Annotated in this window: 19 protein-coding genes; 10 read left to right on the top strand and 9 right to left on the bottom strand. The window is 73.4% G+C overall.

The features are described from left to right. Window positions 1–61: 61 nt before the first annotated feature. Window positions 62–1,645, bottom strand: a complete 1,584-nt coding sequence (gene purF, locus ACFY4B_RS33785; RefSeq protein WP_049654084.1) for an amidophosphoribosyltransferase — start codon at window positions 1,643–1,645, stop codon at window positions 62–64. 307 nt (window positions 1,646–1,952) lie between these two features. Continuing rightward, window positions 1,953–2,798 (bottom strand): diacylglycerol kinase, encoded by an 846-nt coding sequence (locus tag ACFY4B_RS33780; protein WP_387974331.1) that lies wholly within the window; start codon window positions 2,796–2,798, stop codon window positions 1,953–1,955. A gap of 126 nt (window positions 2,799–2,924) precedes the next feature. Here ACFY4B_RS33780 and ACFY4B_RS33775 point away from each other — a divergent pair, with 126 nt between their 5' ends. Beyond that, entirely contained in the window at window positions 2,925–4,208 is a 1,284-nt protein-coding gene (locus ACFY4B_RS33775) for an adenylosuccinate synthase (protein ID WP_049656442.1), read from the top strand. 134 nt (window positions 4,209–4,342) lie between these two features. After that, on the top strand, window positions 4,343–4,945 hold the full coding sequence (locus ACFY4B_RS33770; RefSeq protein WP_387828279.1) for a GNAT family N-acetyltransferase: 603 nt from the start codon (window positions 4,343–4,345) through the stop codon (window positions 4,943–4,945). A 36-nt stretch (window positions 4,946–4,981) separates the two neighbouring features. On the opposite strand, the gene ACFY4B_RS33765 is transcribed toward ACFY4B_RS33770, so the two are convergent. Further along, entirely contained in the window at window positions 4,982–5,113 is a 132-nt protein-coding gene (locus ACFY4B_RS33765; protein WP_259316694.1) for a hypothetical protein, read from the bottom strand. Between the two features lie 371 nt (window positions 5,114–5,484). On the opposite strand from ACFY4B_RS33765, the gene ACFY4B_RS33760 reads away from it, so the two are divergent. From ACFY4B_RS33760 to metG, 3 genes are all read left to right on the top strand, one after another. Further along, window positions 5,485–6,333 (top strand): helix-turn-helix transcriptional regulator, encoded by an 849-nt coding sequence (locus ACFY4B_RS33760; RefSeq protein WP_063780290.1) that lies wholly within the window; start codon window positions 5,485–5,487, stop codon window positions 6,331–6,333. After that, the gene (locus tag ACFY4B_RS33755; RefSeq protein WP_074002049.1) at window positions 6,330–6,530 is read left to right on the top strand and encodes a DUF397 domain-containing protein; all 201 of its coding nucleotides are present in this window, start codon (window positions 6,330–6,332) and stop codon (window positions 6,528–6,530) included. The genes ACFY4B_RS33760 and ACFY4B_RS33755 overlap by 4 nt, the downstream gene beginning before the upstream one ends. A gap of 214 nt (window positions 6,531–6,744) precedes the next feature. Beyond that, a complete protein-coding gene (gene metG / locus ACFY4B_RS33750) occupies window positions 6,745–8,478 on the top strand; it encodes a methionine--tRNA ligase (protein WP_387974327.1) in 1,734 nt (577 codons plus the stop codon). 95 nt (window positions 8,479–8,573) lie between these two features. On the opposite strand, the gene ACFY4B_RS33745 is transcribed toward metG, so the two are convergent. Next, window positions 8,574–10,604, bottom strand: a complete 2,031-nt coding sequence (locus tag ACFY4B_RS33745) for a serine hydrolase domain-containing protein (RefSeq protein WP_387974324.1) — start codon at window positions 10,602–10,604, stop codon at window positions 8,574–8,576. A gap of 267 nt (window positions 10,605–10,871) precedes the next feature. Here ACFY4B_RS33745 and ACFY4B_RS33740 point away from each other — a divergent pair, with 267 nt between their 5' ends. Then, window positions 10,872–12,212: a sensor histidine kinase gene (locus ACFY4B_RS33740; protein WP_387974321.1), complete on the top strand. Its 1,341-nt coding sequence runs from the start codon at window positions 10,872–10,874 to the stop codon at window positions 12,210–12,212. Next, a complete protein-coding gene (locus ACFY4B_RS33735; protein ID WP_049651080.1) occupies window positions 12,176–12,826 on the top strand; it encodes a response regulator transcription factor in 651 nt (216 codons plus the stop codon). The genes ACFY4B_RS33740 and ACFY4B_RS33735 overlap by 37 nt, the downstream gene beginning before the upstream one ends. 7 nt (window positions 12,827–12,833) lie before the next feature. On the opposite strand, the gene cutA is transcribed toward ACFY4B_RS33735, so the two are convergent. Next, the gene (gene cutA, locus ACFY4B_RS33730; protein ID WP_387974318.1) at window positions 12,834–13,193 is read right to left on the bottom strand and encodes a divalent-cation tolerance protein CutA; all 360 of its coding nucleotides are present in this window, start codon (window positions 13,191–13,193) and stop codon (window positions 12,834–12,836) included. Between the two features lie 75 nt (window positions 13,194–13,268). Here cutA and ACFY4B_RS33725 point away from each other — a divergent pair, with 75 nt between their 5' ends. After that, window positions 13,269–14,108, top strand: a complete 840-nt coding sequence (locus ACFY4B_RS33725) for an alpha/beta fold hydrolase (RefSeq protein WP_387974315.1) — start codon at window positions 13,269–13,271, stop codon at window positions 14,106–14,108. 70 nt (window positions 14,109–14,178) lie between these two features. Here the strand turns inward: ACFY4B_RS33725 and ACFY4B_RS33720 are convergent, their stop codons facing one another. The 3 genes from ACFY4B_RS33720 to ACFY4B_RS33710 all read right to left on the bottom strand — a co-directional run bounded on the left by ACFY4B_RS33720 (window position 14,179) and on the right by ACFY4B_RS33710 (window position 17,203). Beyond that, window positions 14,179–15,081, bottom strand: coding sequence for a class I SAM-dependent methyltransferase (locus ACFY4B_RS33720; RefSeq protein WP_074002043.1), 903 nt, complete (start codon window positions 15,079–15,081; stop codon window positions 14,179–14,181). Window positions 15,082–15,121: 40 nt separating this feature from the next. Beyond that, entirely contained in the window at window positions 15,122–16,147 is a 1,026-nt protein-coding gene (locus ACFY4B_RS33715; protein WP_387974312.1) for an NAD(P)/FAD-dependent oxidoreductase, read from the bottom strand. A gap of 96 nt (window positions 16,148–16,243) precedes the next feature. After that, complete coding sequence (locus tag ACFY4B_RS33710) at window positions 16,244–17,203, bottom strand: hypothetical protein (protein ID WP_387974309.1); 960 nt, start codon at window positions 17,201–17,203, stop codon at window positions 16,244–16,246. A 364-nt stretch (window positions 17,204–17,567) separates the two neighbouring features. On the opposite strand from ACFY4B_RS33710, the gene ACFY4B_RS33705 reads away from it, so the two are divergent. Next, window positions 17,568–17,846 (top strand): type II toxin-antitoxin system Phd/YefM family antitoxin, encoded by a 279-nt coding sequence (locus ACFY4B_RS33705; protein ID WP_049651073.1) that lies wholly within the window; start codon window positions 17,568–17,570, stop codon window positions 17,844–17,846. Then, on the top strand, window positions 17,843–18,247 hold the full coding sequence (locus ACFY4B_RS33700) for a type II toxin-antitoxin system VapC family toxin (RefSeq protein WP_387974306.1): 405 nt from the start codon (window positions 17,843–17,845) through the stop codon (window positions 18,245–18,247). The genes ACFY4B_RS33705 and ACFY4B_RS33700 overlap by 4 nt, the downstream gene beginning before the upstream one ends. Window positions 18,248–18,299: 52 nt before the next feature. Here the strand turns inward: ACFY4B_RS33700 and ACFY4B_RS33695 are convergent, their stop codons facing one another. Next, on the bottom strand, window positions 18,300–18,869 hold the full coding sequence (locus tag ACFY4B_RS33695) for a GNAT family N-acetyltransferase (RefSeq protein ID WP_117488924.1): 570 nt from the start codon (window positions 18,867–18,869) through the stop codon (window positions 18,300–18,302). Window positions 18,870–18,880 lie beyond the last annotated feature (11 nt).

Genomic DNA, 18,880 nt, shown 5'->3' with positions numbered 1-18,880 from the left:
AGGTGGGGGTGGTTCGGAAACAGCGGTGGGGCCCCGGTTCGCGGGACCCCACCGTGCGTTCTTACGGGCGGCGCAGCGCGTCGGCCGCGCCCGCCCCGCCGAGCAGCGACTGGACGCCGTCCAGGTCGCTGCCGCTGGTCGGCTTGCCGCGGACTGCGGGCGGCTGCTGGCCGCCCTTGATCTCGGCCTCCAGCAGGAGCTTGCCGAGCAGCGCCGGGTCGGGCAGCTCCATCGGGTACTCGCCGTCGAAGCAGGCCCGGCAGAGCCGGTCCTTGGGCTGCTTGGTGGCCTCGATCATGCCGTCGATCGAGATGTAGGAGAGCGAGTCCGCGCCGAGCGTGCGGCCGATCTCCTCGATGGTCATGCCGTTGGCGATCAGCTCCGCGCGGGTGGCGAAGTCGATGCCGAAGAAGCAGGGCCACTTCACCGGCGGCGAGGAGATCCGGATGTGCACCTCGGCGGCGCCGGCCTCGCGCAGCATCTTCACCAGCGCGCGCTGGGTGTTGCCGCGCACGATCGAGTCGTCCACGACCACCAGGCGCTTGCCGGCGATGACCTCGCGCAGCGGGTTGAGCTTGAGCCGGATGCCGAGCTGGCGGATGGTCTGGCTGGGCTGGATGAAGGTGCGGCCCACGTAGGCGTTCTTCACCAGGCCGGAGCCGTACGGGATGCCGCTGGCCTCGGCGTAGCCGATCGCGGCGGGGGTGCCGGACTCGGGCGTCGCTATCACCAGGTCGGCCTCGACGGGCGCCTCCTTGGCCAGCCGGCGGCCCATCTCCACGCGGGAGAGGTGCACGTTGCGGCCGGCGATGGAGGTGTCGGGGCGGGCCAGGTAGACGTACTCGAAGACGCAGCCCTTGGGCTTGGCCTCGGCGAACCGCGAGCTGCGCATGCCGTTCTCGTCGATGGCGATGAGCTCGCCCGGCTCGACCTCGCGGATGAAGGAGGCGCCGCAGATGTCCAGCGCCGCCGTCTCGGAGGCGACCACCCAGCCGCGCTCCAGCCGGCCGAGCACCAGCGGGCGGATGCCCTGCGGGTCACGGGCGGCGTAGAGGGTGTGCTCGTCCATGAAGACGAGCGAGAACGCGCCCTTGACCTTGGGCAGCACGACCTTGGCCGTCTCCTCGATGGAGAGGTCCGGGTGGCCGGCGAGCAGCGCCGTCACCAGGTCGGTGTCGTTGGTCGCGGCGTTCCGGCCGGAGCGCGAGACGTGCTCCTCGCCGGGCAGTTCGGCGACCATGGCCGCCAGTTCGGCGGTGTTCACCAGGTTTCCGTTGTGCCCGAGGGCCAGCGAACCGTGAACGGTCGCGCGGAAGGTCGGCTGGGCGTTCTCCCAGACCGAGGAACCGGTGGTCGAGTAGCGGGCGTGTCCGACGGCGATATGCCCGTGCAAGGACCCCAGCGATGCCTCGTCGAAGACCTGGGAGACGAGCCCCATGTCCTTGAAGACGAGAATCTGGGAGCCGTTGCTCACTGCGATGCCCGCGGATTCCTGACCGCGGTGCTGCAGGGCGTAAAGGCCGAAGAACGTGAGCTTGGCGACCTCCTCGCCGGGAGCCCAGACACCGAAGACGCCACAAGCGTCCTGGGGGCCTTTCTCACCGGGAAGAAGATCGTGGTTGAGTCTTCCGTCACCACGTGGCACGCCTTCGAGTCTAGGGCAGTTGACCCGGGCTTCCGGACCCCGGGACTGCGGCTTTGTCCCGCGATCGCGAGTTAACGCGCGTAGACAAAACCCCTTACCGGTCCGGCATTTCGGGTGGGGGGAATTCCGGCGCGTGGCGGTTGGCCTTGCGGTTCGCGCCTGTTGGGGAGTTCGGTGCGCGCGGCGGCGGGGGTCGGGGTGCGGACGAACGTGAGCCTGCTCACCCGGGGTTCCCCCGCCGGTCGCCCGGCGGTCGTCCGGTGGTCGTCCGCCCGTGGTTCCCCGGCCGCCCGCCGGTGGCTCCCGGTCAGGCCGCGGGCAGCAGCAGGCCCCAGGCCCCCGGGTGCACCGTCCAGGTCCGGGCCCGGACCGGGCCGACCGGGTGGCCGTCCGCCTCGTAGCCGAAGCCGCGCCCGACCACCGAGACGCTCGCCGCCCGGGCCCGCACCAGGGCGCCGGAGGCGGCGACCACCACCTCCATCTCGCCCGTTCCGTGCGAGGCGCCGGTCGGGAGCGTGACCTGGACCAGCCGGACCGGCCGGTGGACGTCCGCGAGCAGCCGGCCGTCGGCCTCGACCCGGACCCGGGAGCCGTGGTCGGTGCCGTCCGGGGTGAGTGCGTTCGCCTGCTCGGCCGCAGCCAGTTTCGCCCATAGCGAACGCCAGCCACCCGGACGGCCCACCGGACGGCGCGCGGCCCCGCCGGTGATCCGCACCCCGCCCAGCGCCACCCCGCCGCCGTCGTCGACCAGCAGGTCCAGCCGGCGCGGCGCGCCCGAGAGCACCGCCCGCGCGGCCCGGACCGGCTCCCCCGGCACGCCGAGCGCGCGGGCCGCGGCCAGCTCCTCCGAGCGGCCGACCGGAACCATCCCCACCGGTTCGTCGCCCAGCTCACGCTGGCGGTGCAGGGCCTGGAGCACCCGCTGCAGAGCGAGGTCGGAACCGATCACCACCGGTCGCCTCCGACCCCGGTGCGAAAGCACCCGGTCGAGCTCGGAAGGGCTCTCCGGAAAGACCACCTTGACGTCCGCTCCCCCGCAGAGCACGTCCTTCGCGATCCGCACCGACTCGCCGTCGGTCTGCCGGGCCACCGGGTCGAGGAGCAGCAGGAGCGGCTCCGGGCCGCCGGTAGCAGGCGTGGACAGGGACGACACGACCGGTCCTTCCTCAGGTAATCTCTCGGTGCAAGAGCCCCTTGCGCCATTGCGCCAGGGGCTTCGTCTATCTCGGGGCAGACTGCGGCCTACGCAGGATGCCCCAACCGGAAGGGGTGTACGCCTGTGCCGGCACTCGTGCTCGTTGGCGCTCAGTGGGGAGACGAGGGCAAGGGGAAGGCCACCGACCTCCTCGGTGGCTCCGTGGACTACGTGGTCCGCTACCAGGGCGGCAACAACGCCGGTCACACGGTGGTCATCGGTGACCAGAAGTACGCCCTGCACCTGCTCCCTTCCGGCATCCTCAGCCCGAACGTGACGCCGGTGATCGGCAACGGCGTCGTGATCGACCCGGCCGTGCTGCTCTCCGAGCTGGCCGGCCTGAACGACCGCGGCATCGACACCTCCAAGCTGCTGATCTCGGGCAACGCCCACCTGATCACGCCGTACCACCGCACCCTGGACAAGGTCACCGAGCGGTTCCTCGGCAAGCGCCGGATCGGCACCACCGGCCGCGGCATCGGCCCGACCTACGCGGACAAGATCAACCGCGTCGGCATCCGGGTCCAGGACCTGTTCGACGAGTCGATCCTGCGCCAGAAGATCGAGGCGGCGCTGCACGACAAGAACCAGATCCTGGTCAAGCTGTACAACCGCCGCACCATCCCGGCCGACCTGGTGGTCGAGGAGTACCTGGGCTACGCGGAGAAGATCAAGCCCTTCCTCGCCGACACCACCCTCGTCCTGGACGAGGCGCTGAAGGCCGACAAGGTCGTCCTGCTGGAGGGCGGCCAGGGCACCCTGCTCGACGTCGACCACGGCACGTACCCCTTCGTGACCTCGTCGAACCCGACCGCGGGCGGCGCCTGCACCGGCGCCGGCATCGGCCCGACCAAGATCGACCGGGTCATCGGCATCCTCAAGGCCTACACCACCCGCGTCGGCTCCGGCCCGTTCCCGACCGAGCTGCTCGACGAGGACGGCGAGGCGCTGCGCCGGATCGGTGGCGAGCGCGGTGTCACCACCGGCCGCGACCGCCGCTGCGGCTGGTTCGACGCCGTCATCGCGCGCTACGCGACCCGGGTCAACGGCCTCACCGACTTCTTCCTCACCAAGCTGGACGTGCTGACCGGCTGGGAGCAGATCCCGGTCTGCGTCGCGTACGAGATCGACGGCAAGCGCGTCGAGGAGCTCCCCTACAACCAGTCGGACTTCCACCACGCCAAGCCGATCTACGAGACGCTGCCGGGCTGGACCGAGGACATCAGCAAGGCGAAGACCTTCGCCGAGCTGCCGAAGAACGCCCAGGCGTACGTGAAGGCGCTGGAGGAGATGTCGGGCGCGCCGATCTCGGCCATCGGCGTCGGCCCGGGCCGCGACGAGACGATCCAGATCAACTCGTTCATCTGAGCCTGATCCTCGGCTGACACTTCGAGGGCCCCGCGGGATCCGTCCCGCGGGGCCCTCGTTTTGCCTCGCGCGGCAGATTTGCACTAGTGCAAACATCTCTTGCTTCTAGTGCAGGGCGGCGCTACGTTCGGATCATGACCGCGAAGCTGCCCTCACCCGTCGTCCTCACCGGCCGCCACATCCGCCTGGAGCCGCTGGAGCGCCGCCACCTCGCCGACCTCTGGACGGCCGTCGGCTCCGACCCCGAGGTCTGGCGCTGGACCATGCACCTGCCGCCCGTCTCGGAGCAGGAGTTCGGCGCGGTCCTCGACATCCGCGTCGCCGAGGCGGCGGCCGGCGAGTCGGTGAACTTCGCCGCCGTCGACCTCGCGAGCGGCCGGGCCGTCGGCGTCACCGGCTACCACGACCTCAGCGCGCAGGACGAGTCCGTCGAGATCGGCGGCACCTGGTACGCCCGCTCGGTCTGGCGCACGGCGGTCAACACCGAGGCCAAACTGCTGCTCCTCTCCCACGCGTTCGAGGACCTCGGCATGGGCCGCGTCTTCTGGAAGACCGATGCCCGCAACGAGCGCTCCCGCACCGCGATCCAGCGCCTCGGCGCCCAGTACGAGGGCACCCTCCGCCGCCACCGCCGGCGCCCCGACGGCACCTGGCGGGACAGCGCCTACTTCTCGATGCTCGCCGAGGAGTGGCCGGCGGCCAAGTCCCGTCTGGCCGAGCGGCTTTCACGGGGCTGAGCCACCGGACCGGCGGAGTGCGAGGGGGTGCGGAGGCTATTTCCGCTCGCCTCGGGCGGAATGGCCGGCCGCGAACTCGCGCTTGGCCGCGCGGGGTTCACAGGCCTGGATGTTCACCAGCCAGACCAGCCAGCCGACGAACAGGACGGCGAGCAGGAGCGCCGACAATCCGGCGACGAGAAGCGCATTCACCGGGATGCGGAAATGCGCCGGGGTGGATGGGGCCGGTGGGGAGGGCCGAGGGGCGTGGGGAGTGGCATGGCTGTCTCCGGTCGGTGATTTCGGGCGCCGCGACCATGCATCTGATGTGTCATTACGGCCGAATATCGGCTGTTAGACGACTGTTTGACGACTGTTTAGGCGGCAACAAGTCAGTGAGTGACACGGATGACCATAGGGTCAAGGTGCCAGAGTTGCTACCGAGCGGGAAGACGTTCACTCCATCGTGGGGTATCCCCCATTTTGGTAGCTAGGGCCCGGTACGCGCGGCACACTTCACCGGAAGCATCGACGCGAGCCGCGACCCGGAGAAGAGAGTCATGCCACCCCGCTTGTCGCCGACCGTGCGCCAGCAGCGCCTCGGGATCGAGTTGCGCAGGATGCGCGAGCTCGTGGGCGTCACGCCCAAGAGCCTGGCCGCCACCATCGGCACCGACCTGCCCAAGATCTCCCAGATGGAGAACGGGAAGTCGGGCATCAGCGCCGAGCGGCTCCGGATCTGGGCGCACACCTGCGGCTGCGAGGACGGCCCTTACCTGGACGCCCTGTTGGCGATGACGCAGGACCGGCGCAAGTACTGGTGGGACGGCTACCGCGGCCGGCTGCCGAACGCGATCATCGACATCGCGGAGATGGAGCACCACGCCTCCTCCCTGTCCATCCTGAACAGCACCTTCATCCCCGGCCTGCTGCAGACCCCGGACTACGCCGCCGCGGTGTTCGAGCGGCTTCCCCCCCAGTACCGGCAGGAGGCGGACATCCGGAAGGCGTTCCGGATCCGGCGCCAGCAGATCTTCGTCGACCACCCGAAGCCGTACAGCGCGTTCCTCCACGAATCCGCGCTGCGCATGCAGTTCGGCGGCCCGGACGTGCTGCGCGACCAGCTGCGGGGCCTGCTGGAGAACTCCGAACGACCCGGGGTGGAGATCCGGGTGATCCCGTTCAGCGTGCCCACCTACACCGGCTCCGGGGAGAGCCTGTACCTCGCCCGCGGGCCCGTCCCGGAGCTCGACACCGTCCAGATCGATCTCTCCCACGGGCCGACATTCGTGCACACCCAGGTCGAACTGGCCTCCTACCGCCGGATCAAGGAGGAGACCGCGGCGATCGCGCTCGGACCGGACGAGTCCCGGGAGTTCATCCGGTGCTTGCTGAAAGACTTCGCATGAATACCTGGCGCAAGGCCTCGGCCAGCGGTGAGAGCACCGACTGCGTCGAGGTCAGAGCCGCGGGCGAACTGGTGGAGATCCGCGAGTCGGACCGGCCCGAGGTCGTCGTGCGGACCACCCCGCGCAAGTGGGCCGCCTTCGTCCGCGGGGTGAAGTCCGGGGAGTTCGACCGGTACGGGGACTTCACCCGGCCCTGATGCCCGACCCTGACGTCCGACCCTGACGTCCGACCGTGATCCCGGCCGTGATTCCCGACCCCGCCCGGCGCGTGCGGCGGCGCCGCCGACCGGCCCCGCTCCTTGCGCCCCGGCCCCCGCTCCTTGCCCTAGGCTGGCAGCCCACAGTGGACCCTGCGCCCGACACGGCACTCCGGGTGGGGTGCGCGTGCGGGAGAAATCGGAGCATCCGAGGATGGCTCGGCACCTGATCACCAGCGCCCTTCCGTACATCAACGGGATCAAGCACCTGGGCAACATGGTCGGGTCCATGCTCCCGGCGGACGTCTACGCCCGCTACCTGCGCCGACGCGGGCACGAGGTGCTGTTCATCTGCGCCACCGACGAGCACGGCACGCCCGCCGAACTCGCCGCCCAGGAAGCCGGGTTGCCGGTCGCGGTGTTCTGCGCCCGGGCGCACGACGCGCAGCGGGCGGTGTACGACGGCTTCGGGCTCTCCTTCGACCACTTCGGCCGCAGCTCCTCGCCGCAGAACCGGGAGATCACCCAGGAGATCGCCCGCGAGCTCCAGCGCAACGGCTTCATCGAGGAGCGCGCGATCCGCCAGGTGTACTCCAACGCCGACGGCCGCTTCCTGCCGGACCGCTACATCGTCGGCACCTGCCCGCACTGCGGCTACGACAAGGCCCGCGGCGACCAGTGCGAGAACTGCACCCGGGTGCTGGACCCGACCGACCTGCTGGAGCCGCGCTCGGCGATCAGCGGCAGCGCCGACCTGGAGGTCCGGGAGACCCGCCACCTGTTCCTGCTCCAGTCCAAGCTCACCGAGGAGGTCGAGGACTGGATCGACGCCCACGCCGACGACTGGCCGGTGCTGGCCTCCTCGATCGCCCGCAAGTGGCTGACCGAGGGCCTCCAGGACCGCTCGATCACCCGCGACCTGGAGTGGGGCGTCCCGGTGCCGGCCGACGTGTGGCCCGAACTGGCCGCAGAGGGCAAGGTGTTCTACGTCTGGTTCGACGCCCCGATCGAGTACATCGGCGCCACCAAGGAGTGGGCGGACGCGGCCCCGGCCGGGCACCTGCGGGACTGGAAGTCCTGGTGGTACGAGGCCGACGAGAGCGTCCGGTACACCGAGTTCATGGGCAAGGACAACGTCCCGTTCCACACCGTGATGTTCCCGGCCACGCTGCTCGGCTCGCGCCGCCCCTGGAAGAAGGTCGACTACGTCAAGGCCTTCAACTGGCTGACGTACTACGGCGGGAAGTTCTCCACCAGCCAGCGGCGCGGCGTCTTCGGCAACGACGCGCTGGACCTGCTGCCCGCCGACTACTGGCGCTACTTCATGATGGCGCACGCGCCCGAGTCGGACGACTCCAGCTTCACCTGGGACCTGTTCGCCTCGGTCGTCAACAAGGACCTCGCCGACACCCTCGGCAACTTCGTCAACCGGGTGCTCACCTTCAGCCGCAAGCGCTTCGGCGACGACGTCCCGGGCGGCCACGCCCCGGGCGAGGCCGAGCAGCGCCTCGGCGAGCAGGTCGCCGGGCTGCTCGCCGAGTACGAGGCCCAGCTGGACGCGCTCAACTTCCGCAAGGCGGCGCAGGCCCTGCGCGCGCTGTGGAGCGCGGGCAACGCGTACCTGGACGAGAAGGCGCCCTGGCTCCAGGTGAAGACCGACCCGGAGGCGGCGGCGCTGACCCTGCGCACCGCGATGAACCTGATCCACCTGTACGCGGTGGTCTCCGAGCCGTTCATCCCGACCACGGCGGCGGCCATGCGCGGCGCCTTCGCGCTGCCCGCGGACTCGCCGGCCGCCACCCGCGACTGGATCGGCCCGGAGGAGGCGCGGGCGCTGGACCTGGTGCCGGCCGGGACGGCGTTCACGGTGCCGCCGGTGCTGTTCGCCAAGATCACGGACGAGGACCTGGCGGCCTGGACGGAGCGCTTCGGCGGCTCGGCGGGCTGAGCGGCGGGACGGCTGGACGGCGGCGGGGCCCGGGGTGATCCCCGGGCCCCGCCGCCGTTCTCGTACCGCCGTACCGTCCTGCCGACGCGCCGCCCTCAGCCGAGCAGGTCCAGCGCGCCCGTCCCGGTGAGGTCGTACGCCCCCGCGAGGACCAGGACGAGCAGCACCGCCAGCGTCAGCCCCGTGTAGTGCAGCCGCCCGAACAGGTTCCACCAGCGCCCGCGCCAGGCCAGCACCGTGCAGAGCGCCATCACCGGGGAGAGCGCCAGGGCCGTCAAGACCAGGACCGGGACCACCGTCAGCAGCGGCGAATCGCCCAGGAACAGCGTCTGGTTGAGCGCGTTGGCGTCCGCCGTCAGCAGGGCGAAGCAGCCGGTGGCGGCGAGCAGCAGCGCCCCGGTGGTCCAGCCGAGCAGCCGTACGGCCGGCCGGTCGGCCCGGCCCCGGCGGCGGGCCAGGCGGACCGCCGCCGCCACCGGCCAGCCGAGCAGGGTGAGGGCGAGGACGGCGAGGCTGCCGACGGCGACCGCCTGGTGCGGGCCGGGTGCCTGGTACCAGGCGAGCCGCTGGTAGGCGATGGTCGGGTCGGCGTCGGTGAGCAGCGTGAGGGTGCCGTCGGCGGCCCGCTGGAAGGCGATCCGCGCGGTGCCGCCGACCTGCTGGAACAGGCCGGGTTCGAGCTGCTCCCAGTGCGTCTCGGCCGCCTCCGGGTCCCGGGTGACGGGGCCGGTGACGGTGAGCCGGCCGTGCTCGGCGGTGACGTGAAGGGAGGCCATCAGGGCGGCGGCCCGGGTGAGGTCGGCGTGGCTGGTGCGGGTGGAGCGGTAGTCGCCGGCGTAGGCGTCCAGGCCCCCGGTGAGCGGCGCGGTCGCGGCGGCCGGGGGCGCGGGCAGGAAGCGGTCCAGGAAGGCGGTGAGCACCTGCTGGGTTGCCCAGCCGCCGCTGGCGTCGGTGCCGTCGCCGTTGAGGGTCACGTAGAGGCCGAGGCCGCGCTGGGGCAGCAGGGCGAGGTTGCTGTGGAAGCCGGGCACGTCGCCGTCCTTGACCAGCAGCTGCTCACTGCCGTGGGTGCGCTGCTCCAGCAGGTAGGCCAGGCCGGGCAGACGCGGGTCGGGGCCGTAGTGGCGGGCGAGCAGCCGCTCGGCCGTCGCCGGGTCGAGGATCCGCCGGGCGTCCGGGCCGCCCTGCGGGAGCAGGGCGAGCAGCAGCTTCGCCATGTCGTCGGCGGTGGTGACGGCGGCGGCGCCGGTGGGCGTCCAGGGGCCGTAGAGGCCCGCGGTCCCGGTCTGGCCGTCGCCCTCGGGGCGGTGGCCGCGGGCGAGGTCGGCGTCGATCGCGGCGGGGTGGGGCTGGCTGAAGGTGGTGCGGTCCATCCCGAGGGGCTGGAGGACGTGCTGGGAGACGTACTGGTCGAAGGGCTGCCCGGAGACCGTCTCGACCAGGTAACCGGCCAGCGCCACACCGTAGTTGTCGTACGCGGCGGCGGTGCCGGGGGCGCGGACCCGGTCCGGCTGGTGGGCGGCGAGCGAGGCGCCGAGGCCCTCGACCCGCTCGGGCCCGGCCTGGGCGAGGCCCATGAAGCTGTCGTCGAAGCCCGCGGTGTGGGTGAGCAGGTTCTCGACGGTGACCGGGCGGCCCGGGTAGCCGTCCCTGACCTTGAAGGCGGTCAGGTAGCGGTTGACGTCGGTGCCCAGGTCCAGCTTCCCCGCCGCGACCTGCTGGAGGACGGCGACGGCGGTGAACACCTTGGCGTCGGAGCCCATGAAGAAGGCGGTCCGCGCCGGGTCGACGGGCCGGTTCGTCCGGGTGTCGGCGACGCCGTAGCCGCCCGAGAAGACCTCCCGCCCGCCGGCCACCACGGTCACTGCGGCGCCGGGGATGCGGTGCTCGGCGAGCAGCCGGGGGAGCAGCTCGTCGAACAGGGCTCTCACCTGGACGGGGTCGGCCGGGGAGGGCGGCGCACCGGTGGCGGCCGTCGGCACGCCGGTTCCGGCCGTCGGCGCACCGGTTCCGGTCGCGTGCCCGGCGGCGTGGGCCGGGGTGAGGCCGTGGAGGAAGAGGCCGAGGGCGGCCAGCACCAGGACCAGACGGACCAGCGGACGGCCGGCGGCGAAGCGCTTGGACATGGCGAACTCCCTTGATCATTGCGGTGGTTGGCGGGGATCCGGCGCTCCGCTGACGGGCCGCTTCCGGACACCTCGAACGCTAGGCCGGGGGCGGTGGGCCGGGGCAGGGACCCTGGGCGTCGATCGGGGGGTGTACCCAGGTACCGCCGAGAGGGGGCCGAGGCCCCGTGAACAGGGCGGCGGGGTAGGGCAGTCTGGTGGTCCGCAGGGTCGGGACGGCGGCCGCGAGGCCGGTACGGAGGGGGACGGACAGTGACAACGGGCAGCGTGGGCAAGGAAGTCGGGGACGGCGCCGAGGCCGCCGGGCGGAGCGCGGGCACGCCGCTCGACCGGGCGCGCCGGGCCGTACGGGACCTGCTGCGCGCGACGGCGCTGGCCGGGTTCGCGGTGCCGCAGCTGCTGCTGCTCGTCGCCGCCACGGTCACCGCCGTCCTGCTGGGCGTGGGCCTCGGCGTCCTGCTGGTGCCGGCGACCGTCCTCGCCGTCCGGGCCCTGGCCGGCCGCCGCCGCACGCTGGCCGCCCGCTGGTCCGGCGTCGCGGTCCGCGAACCGTACCGGCCGCTGCCGCCGGCCGAGCCGGGCCTCAAGGGCGCCTGGCAGCGCTGCCGGGCCCTGCTCGGCGACCCGGCCACCTGGCGGGACCTGCTCTGGCTGCTGGTCGACCCGGTGATCGGCTTCACCGTGGCGCTGTTCCCGCCGGCCCTGGTCGCCTTCGGCCTCTTCGGCCTGCTGCAGCCCTGGCTCTGGGAGCCGATCGCCTCGGCCGACGGCAACACCTGGTACTGGTGGGTGCACGTGACGGACCCGGGCAGCGCCCGGATCGCCGTCCTGCTCGCCGTCCCGACCCTCCTGGCCGGTCCGGCGATCGCCCCCGGCGCGCTGCGCGGCCACACCGCGCTGGCCGGGGCCCTGCTCGGCCCGACCGCCCGCGCCGAGGCGCTGGCCGCCCAGCGCAAGGTCGTCCACCTGACCGAGACCCGGCGCGACGCGCTCACCGCCCAGGCCGCCGAACTGCGCCGGATCGAACGGGACCTGCACGACGGCGCGCAGGCCCGGCTGGTGGCCATGGGGATGAACCTGGGCGTCGCCGAGCGGCTGGTCGAACGGGACCCGCAGGCCGCGAAGCAGCTGCTCGCCGAGACCCGCCAGGCCTCCGCCACCGCCCTCAACGAGCTGCGCGACCTGGTCCGCGGCATCCACCCGCCGGTCCTCGCCGACCGCGGACTGGCCGACGCCGTACGGGCCCTGGGCATGGACAGCCCGCTGAACGTCACGGTCACCGCCGACCTGCCCGGCCGCGCCGAGGCGCCGGTCGAGTCCGCCGTCTACTTCGCCGTCTCCGAGGCCCTGACGAACGCCGCCAAGCACGCGGGCGCGAGCCGGGTCGACGTCCAACTCTGGTACCAGGACGGCACCCTGAAGGCCCAGGTCACCGACGACGGCACCGGCGGCGCCGACCCCTCGCGCGGCACCGGGCTGCGCGGCCTGGAACGGCGGCTTGCTACCTTCGACGGCGTCCTGGCCGTCCGCAGCCCGCTCGGCGGCCCCACGACCCTGACGATGGAGCTGCCGTGCGAGTTGTCCTCGCCGAGGACCTCTTCCTCCTGAGGGACGGACTGGTCCGGATGCTGGAGGCCTACGACTTCGAGGTCGTGGCCGCGGTGGACACCGGACCGGCCCTCCTGGAGGCCCTGCTCACCGAACGCCCGGACGTGGCCGTCGTCGACGTGCGGCTGCCCCCGACGTTCACCGACGAGGGCCTCCAGGCCGCCCTGGAGGCGCGCCGGCGGATCCCCGGGCTGCCGGTGCTGGTGCTCTCCCAGTACGTCGAGCAGCTCTACGCCAAGGAGCTGCTCGCCGACGGCACCGGCGCGATCGGCTACCTGCTGAAGGACCGGGTCTTCGACCCCGACGAGTTCGTGGAGACGGTCCAGCGGGTGGCGGCCGGCGGCACCGCGCTCGACCCGCAGGTGATCGCCATGCTGGTCGGCAGCAACGAACGCAACAAGCCGCTGGACCGCCTGACGCCGCGTGAGCGCGAGGTGCTGGGCCTGATGGCGGAAGGCCGCTCCAACGCGGCGATCGCCGAACGGATGGTGATCACCGAGCGGGCGGTGAAGAAGCACACCGCCAACATCTTCCTCAAGCTCGACCTGCCGCCCTCGGAGGAGGACCACCGGCGGGTGCTGGCCGTGCTGGCCTTCCTCCAGGTCGCGCCCTGAGCCGTCCTCAGTCCTCGGCGCCCTGGGTCGTGGTTCCCTCGGGCGTGGTCTCCGCGGCCACCCAGTCGAGGTAGCCCGGACTGCCGCCCGTCACCGGTACGGCGACCAGCTCGGGCGTCTCGTAGGAGTGCCGATCGGCCAGGAACGCGCCCAGCCGGTCCACGAGTTCGGCCCTGGTCTTGAGGTCGATCCGCCACTCCTCGGCGTCCTGCACCTCGCCGTCCCACCAGTACACCGACCGTACGGGGTACACCTGGGCGCAGGCCGCCAGCCGCTCCCGCACCACGGCGGACGCCAGGGCCCGGGCCCGCTCCTCGCTCTCGTGGGTCGTGGTCACCACGACGAAGCGCCGCTCACTCGCTGTCATGCGCCGACGGTACCCCGGGACGGGTCGGCCGAATTCCCGTTGCCCCGGCCGGACGGCGGTTGCCACGATCGGCCGATGACGACCTTCACCGGCCCCGACGGCACCCGGCTCGGCTACCGCGTGCTCGGCCGGGGCGAGCCGCTGCTCGTCCTCGCCGGCGGCCCGATGCGCGACGCCGCGTACCTCGGCGACCTCGGCGGCCTCTCCGCGCACCGCGCCCTGCACGTCCTCGACCTGCGCGGCACGGGCCGCTCGGAGCGCCCGGCCGACCCGGCGGACCACCGGGTCGACCGGCAGGTGGCGGACGTCGAGGCCTTCCGGACCCACCTCGGACTCGACCGGGTGGACCTCCTCGCCCACTCCGCCGGCTGCTCGCTCGCCACCCTGTACGCGCTGCGGCACCCGGAACGCACCGGTCGGCTGGTGCTGGTCACGCCCAGCCTCCGGATCTTCGGCAGCACCTCCTCCGAGGACGACTACCGCGAGGCGGCCGAGGCCCGCGGCCTCGCCGAGGAGGAGTGGTACCCGGCCGCCCGGGCCGCCGTCCGCACCGCCTTCGCCGGCGGCGCCGCCGACCCCGACGCCGTGGCACCGCTCTTCCACGGCACCTGGGACGCCGCCGCCCGCGCCCACGAGGCCGACCGCACCGCCCAGAGCCACCCGGAGGCCGCCGCGGCCTACCACGGCGGCGGCTTCCAACCCGCCGACGTCCGCGCCGCCGTGGCCGAACTCGCCTCCCCGGCACTCCTGTTGGCCGGCGAGTACGACCCCGACCCGAGGCCCGGGGCGGTCCGCGCCACGGCCGCGCTGTTCCGCCACGCCCGTACCGCCGTCCAGCCCGCCGCCGGCCACTACCCGTGGCTCGACGACCCGGCCGCCTTCAGCCGTACGGTGGCCGCCTTCCTCGCACCCTGAAGCGGCGCGCCGCACGGACGGTCCCACCCCCGCCCCCGCCAACCCGCAAGGCCCCGCCGGGGCCGCCGGGTCAGTCCCGGCGGGCCGTGTGGACGGTCATCGCGGAGAGGTAGAAGGCGTCCGGCCGGTGCAGGATCCCGGTGGGGGCGTCCTCGTCGAGCAGGGCGTCCAGGGTGGCCCGGTCCTCGGTGTCGAGCTGTTCGGCGAGCCGGTCGCGCAGCCGGGTCAGCTGGACGTGCAGGTAAGCGCGGACCGGGCCGGCGAGCGGGGCGGGGTGGTCGACCAGGAAGGTGCGGGTGCCGGTCGGGGTCAGCCCGGCCCGCCCGAGCATGGCCGGCCAGTCCTCGATCTCCTCGGTGCTGTCCGGCAGTTCGGCCCGCATGGTGGTGAAGCCGTCCTCGTGGGCGGCGTCCATCCGGGCCTGGAGGCCGGGCCGGCCGAGGCCGAAGTCGCGCGGCAGGTAGCGCGCGGGCAGGCCGCGTTCGGCGACGGCGAGCAGGCCGCCGGGCCGCAGCGCCCCGGCGAGCGAGGTGAGCGCGGCCTGCTGGTCGCCGAGGTGGTGGATGGCGTTGCCGGACCAGATCAGGTCGGCCTCGCCGAGCTTGTCGAACTCGGCGGGCAGGTCGGCCTGTCGGGTGCCGAGCCGGCCACCGGAGCGGACCCGGGCGCGCTCCAGCAGGGCGGCCGACTGGTCGACGGCCACCACCTCGGCCGCCGGGAAGACCTCCGCCAGCAGTCCGGCGATCACCCCGGGCCCGCTGCCGACGTCGAGGACCCGCCGAACCGCGCCCTCGCCGTGCAGGCCGAGCAGCCACCGCCCGGCCTCGGTGACGGCGCCGGCCCGCAGGTCGCCCTCCAGCTCCAGGTGCGCGGCGAGCGCGTCCCAGTCGAAGTCGGCGGCGGGGACGTGCCCGTGGGAGTGCCCGTGGGACGGGCCGTGGGAGTGGGAGTGGTCGTGCTGGTGCGCTGACATCAGGGTTTCTCCGATCGTGGGTTGACGAAAGCTTCCCCGCTCAGGCGGGCACGGCGGCACCGGACGCGCGGTACCGCACGACGGCCCGCTCGACCTCCTCCGCCGCGAGGTCGTGGTCGAGCGCGAAGGCGGCCGCCGCGCCCATCCCGGCGACGGTGACCACCTGGGCGCGCGGGTCGGCGACGTTGCCGACCGCCCAGACGCCGGGGAGGCTGGTGCGGCCGGTCCGGTCGGTGGTGACCCAGCCGTTGTCGTCCCGGGCGCAGTCGAGGCCGAAGAGCAGCGCGTCCCGGGGCACCGGCTGCGGGAAGACGAACACCGCCTCGCGCGGCACCACCTGCCCGTTGGCGAGCTCGACGCCGCGCAGCCGCCCGTCGTCGGAGACCAGGCGGACGATCCGGCCATCGACCACCCGGACGTCCCGGGCGGCGAGCCGTTCCCGCTCGTCGTCGGTCAGTGCGAGGGTGTGCGCGAGCAGCACCACGTCCGCCGACCACTGCCGCAGCAGCAGCGCCTGATTGACCGCTCCCGGGCCGGTGCCGAGCACGCCGAGCGGGCGGTCGCGGACCTCCCAGCCGTGGCAGTACGGGCAGTGCAGCACATCCTGGCCCCACCGCTCGACCAGGCCGGGCAACTCCGGCAGGCCGTCCCGCAGCCCGGTGGCGACGACCACCCGGCGCGCGTGCAGCACCGGCCCGCCGGCCAGGTGGACCACGAAGCCCGGCGCCGCGGACCCGGCCGGACCGGCACCGGCATCGGCAGGCTCGATGTGCTCGACCCGGGCGTCGATCAGGTCCGCCCCGTACCGGGCGACCTCCTCCCGCCCGACCGCCAGCAGCTCCGCCGGGGGCATGCCGTCCCGGCTCAGGTAGCCGTGCATGTGGGCGGCGGGCGCGTTGCGCGGCTCGCCGGCGTCCACCACCGCGACCCGGCGCCGGGCCCGGCCCAGCACCAGCGCGGCGTTCAGCCCCGCCGCTCCGGCGCCGACCACCACCACGTCGTAGCGCTCGCTCTCCCTGATCCCGGTCACCCCGGCTGTCCTGGTCGTCCCGGTCGTCTCGCCCATGGCGCTCACCTCCACCGCCAGGCTGCGGCCCACCCCACCGGATCGGCAAGCAATGTTGCCGCCTCAGCAAACCCCGGCCCCGAGCCGACCCCGCCCTCAGCCCACCTCGGCGGCCCGCGCCCCCGTCCGCCGCCAGTACGACCGGGCGGCCACCGCCAGCGCGACCCCGTACCCGGCGAACCCGCACATCCCCACCCAGGCGACCTCCAGCGCGCTCTGCTCACCGGCGAACTCGCCCAGCCTGATCCGCGTCACCCCGGCGGTGCACAGCCCCAGGTAGCCGACCCCGACCACCCCGTACGGCGCCAGCGTGGCCGCACCCAGCAGGGCCGGGGTGAGCGGCAGCCAGCGCGGCACCCGGCGGCCGCGCAGCGGCAGGGTCCAGCGCGGGAAGACCTGCCCCCACGGACGGACCAGCCCCCAGAGCAGGAACACCCCGAGCAGCGCCAGCAGCATCGTGCCGTCCAGTCCCCAACGCTCCAGGGCGAGCCAGAGCCCGGAGGAGCCGTTGCGCACATAGCTCGCGTACATCCGGTCACCGCTGATCCCCGCGAAACTGCCGCCGAGCGCCCAGACCAGCTTCATCAGCACGTACGGCACGAACGCCAGAGTCCCTGTCCAGGCGGCGAGTTGGACGAGCGGTGGAGCCGCCGTGGGAGCCGGCGCGGCCTGCCCGGCCCGGCCGGCACGGGCACCGGGCCGCAGTCCCAGGGCGGCCCTGGCCAGCAGCACCGCCCCCAGCGCCGCCAGGGCGCGCCCCACCGTGTCGGGGACGCTGTCCACCCGCTGGCCGAACACCAGCGTCACCAGGTCCATCAGCAGGCTCCAGGCCCCCACCGCGGCCGCCCCGCAGAGCAGCCACAGCAGCCGCTGCGGCCGCACCGGTTTCCGGCGCGCCACCAGCGCTCCGGCGACGGCCGAGAGCAGCCCCACGCCGGCCACCACCCACCCCGGCCAGTGCGCGCCGAACAGCGCCGTCCCGCTCAGCCCGCACCCCACCCCGAACCCGGCGTACCCGAGCCCCCAGCCGGCCACCGCCCACCCGCTTCTCACCATGCCGCCAGGCTCACCCGCGCCACCCGCGCCGCCCCTCCCCCGGCACGGTGATCCCCCTCCCCCACCCGGGGGACCCCGCACCACGCGCGGCGGATATCACTCCAACTCGCAGTCCCCGACGCACAACTGAGCCAGCACCAGGGGAACAACCCCATGCGAGGCTTCATCGGCAGCCTCGACCACGACGACCGTGTCCGGACCACCGGTGCCGCGAGCCTCCCCAGCGACCCGCTCGACGGCCAGCCCGGCGATCACCGGCCCGCGCACCGTGGACCACGGTGCCACCATCGTCCTGCCCGGCCTCGACGACCAGCCGGGACGGGAAAGCGTGGCACAGTGTATTGCGGCGCGATACACTGGCACCATGAAGACCATCACGCAGCGCGAACTCGCGGCGCGGTCCAAGGCCGTACTCGACGACGTCGAAGCCGGCGAGATCTACCACGTCACCCGCAACGGCACGGAGATCGCCGAAGTCCGACCGATCAGCAACCGCCGACGGTTCGTCCCCGTGGAAGAGCTCCAGCGCAAGTGGCGGAGCGCACCCGCCGTCGACGCCGCACAGCTGCGGGCCGAGGCCGACACCTTCTACGGCGACGAGGACCGGGTCGAGGGCGGCGGCGACCCGTGGGAGCGCGCGTGAGCGAACGACGCCAGTGCGGCCTGCTCGACACCTGTGTGGTGATCGATCTGCCGCAGATCGATCCGGAACTCCTGCCGTTCGAGGTCGCCGTGCCCTCGGTGGTGCTGGCCGAGCTCTCCCAGGGTGTCGCCATGGCCAAGGACCCAGTGCAGATGCTGGCCAGGGCCCAACGGCTGGCCGACGTGGAGGCGGAGTTCACCGCCCTCCCGTTTGACCGTGAGGCCGCCCGGCGATTCGGAACACTGATCGCACTCACGATCCAGGCCAAGCGCGACCCCCGCCCTCGCCGCATGGGCCTGATGATCGCTGCCACCGCCGCCGCCCACGGCCTACCGCTCTACACCCGGAAGGCGGACGACTTCATCGGCCTGGAGCAGGGGATCGAGGTCATCGCGGTATAGCCGCTCCGACCGGGCCACCCCGCCCGGCCGTGGTGGCCGGGCGGGCCGGGGCTCATCCCCTCGGGGCGGCGAAGCAGTGGACGGTGACGGTGCGGCCGGAGGCCCACCGCTGGTCGCCGCTGCCGAGGTGGGTCCAGCCGAGGCGGCGGTAGAGGGCCACGGCGGCGGTGTCGGTGGCGAGGACGTCGAGCACGGGGTGCAGGCCGAGCGCCCGCGCGTGCGCCACGGCGCAGGCCAGCAGCCGGGCGCCGATGAGGTGGCCGCGCGCCGTGGGGGCGACGTAGAGGCGGCCGATCACGCTGGTGAGCTCCGGGCGGCCGCCGGTGCGGTGGCTCCACAGGGCGGGGGCGAGGTCGTCCGGGGTGCTGCGGGCGAGGCCGACGTGTCCGGCGAGCCGGCCGTCCGACTCGGCGATCCAGGCGGCGAGCTGGCCGTCCGGGGTCAGCCAGGCGGCGGGGCGGTCGGGCCAGTCGGCGGGATAGCCGTCGGCCGCGTGGACGTCGCCGAGCACCCGGACGCAGTCGGCGAGGTCGTCGGCGCGGCGCGGTCGGACCAGCACCCCCGCTCCGGCCTGCCGTGAGTGGGACGCGACGACGGTGGCGCGTTCTTCGAGGTCTGCCATGCCGGTACGTT

It is taken from the genome of Kitasatospora sp. NPDC001261 (assembly GCF_042896795.1).
Classification (GTDB): Bacteria; Actinomycetota; Actinomycetes; order Streptomycetales; family Streptomycetaceae; genus Kitasatospora.
The sequence above is the reverse complement of the archived record's forward strand: the minus strand, read 5'-3'. Positions and strand labels throughout refer to the sequence as shown.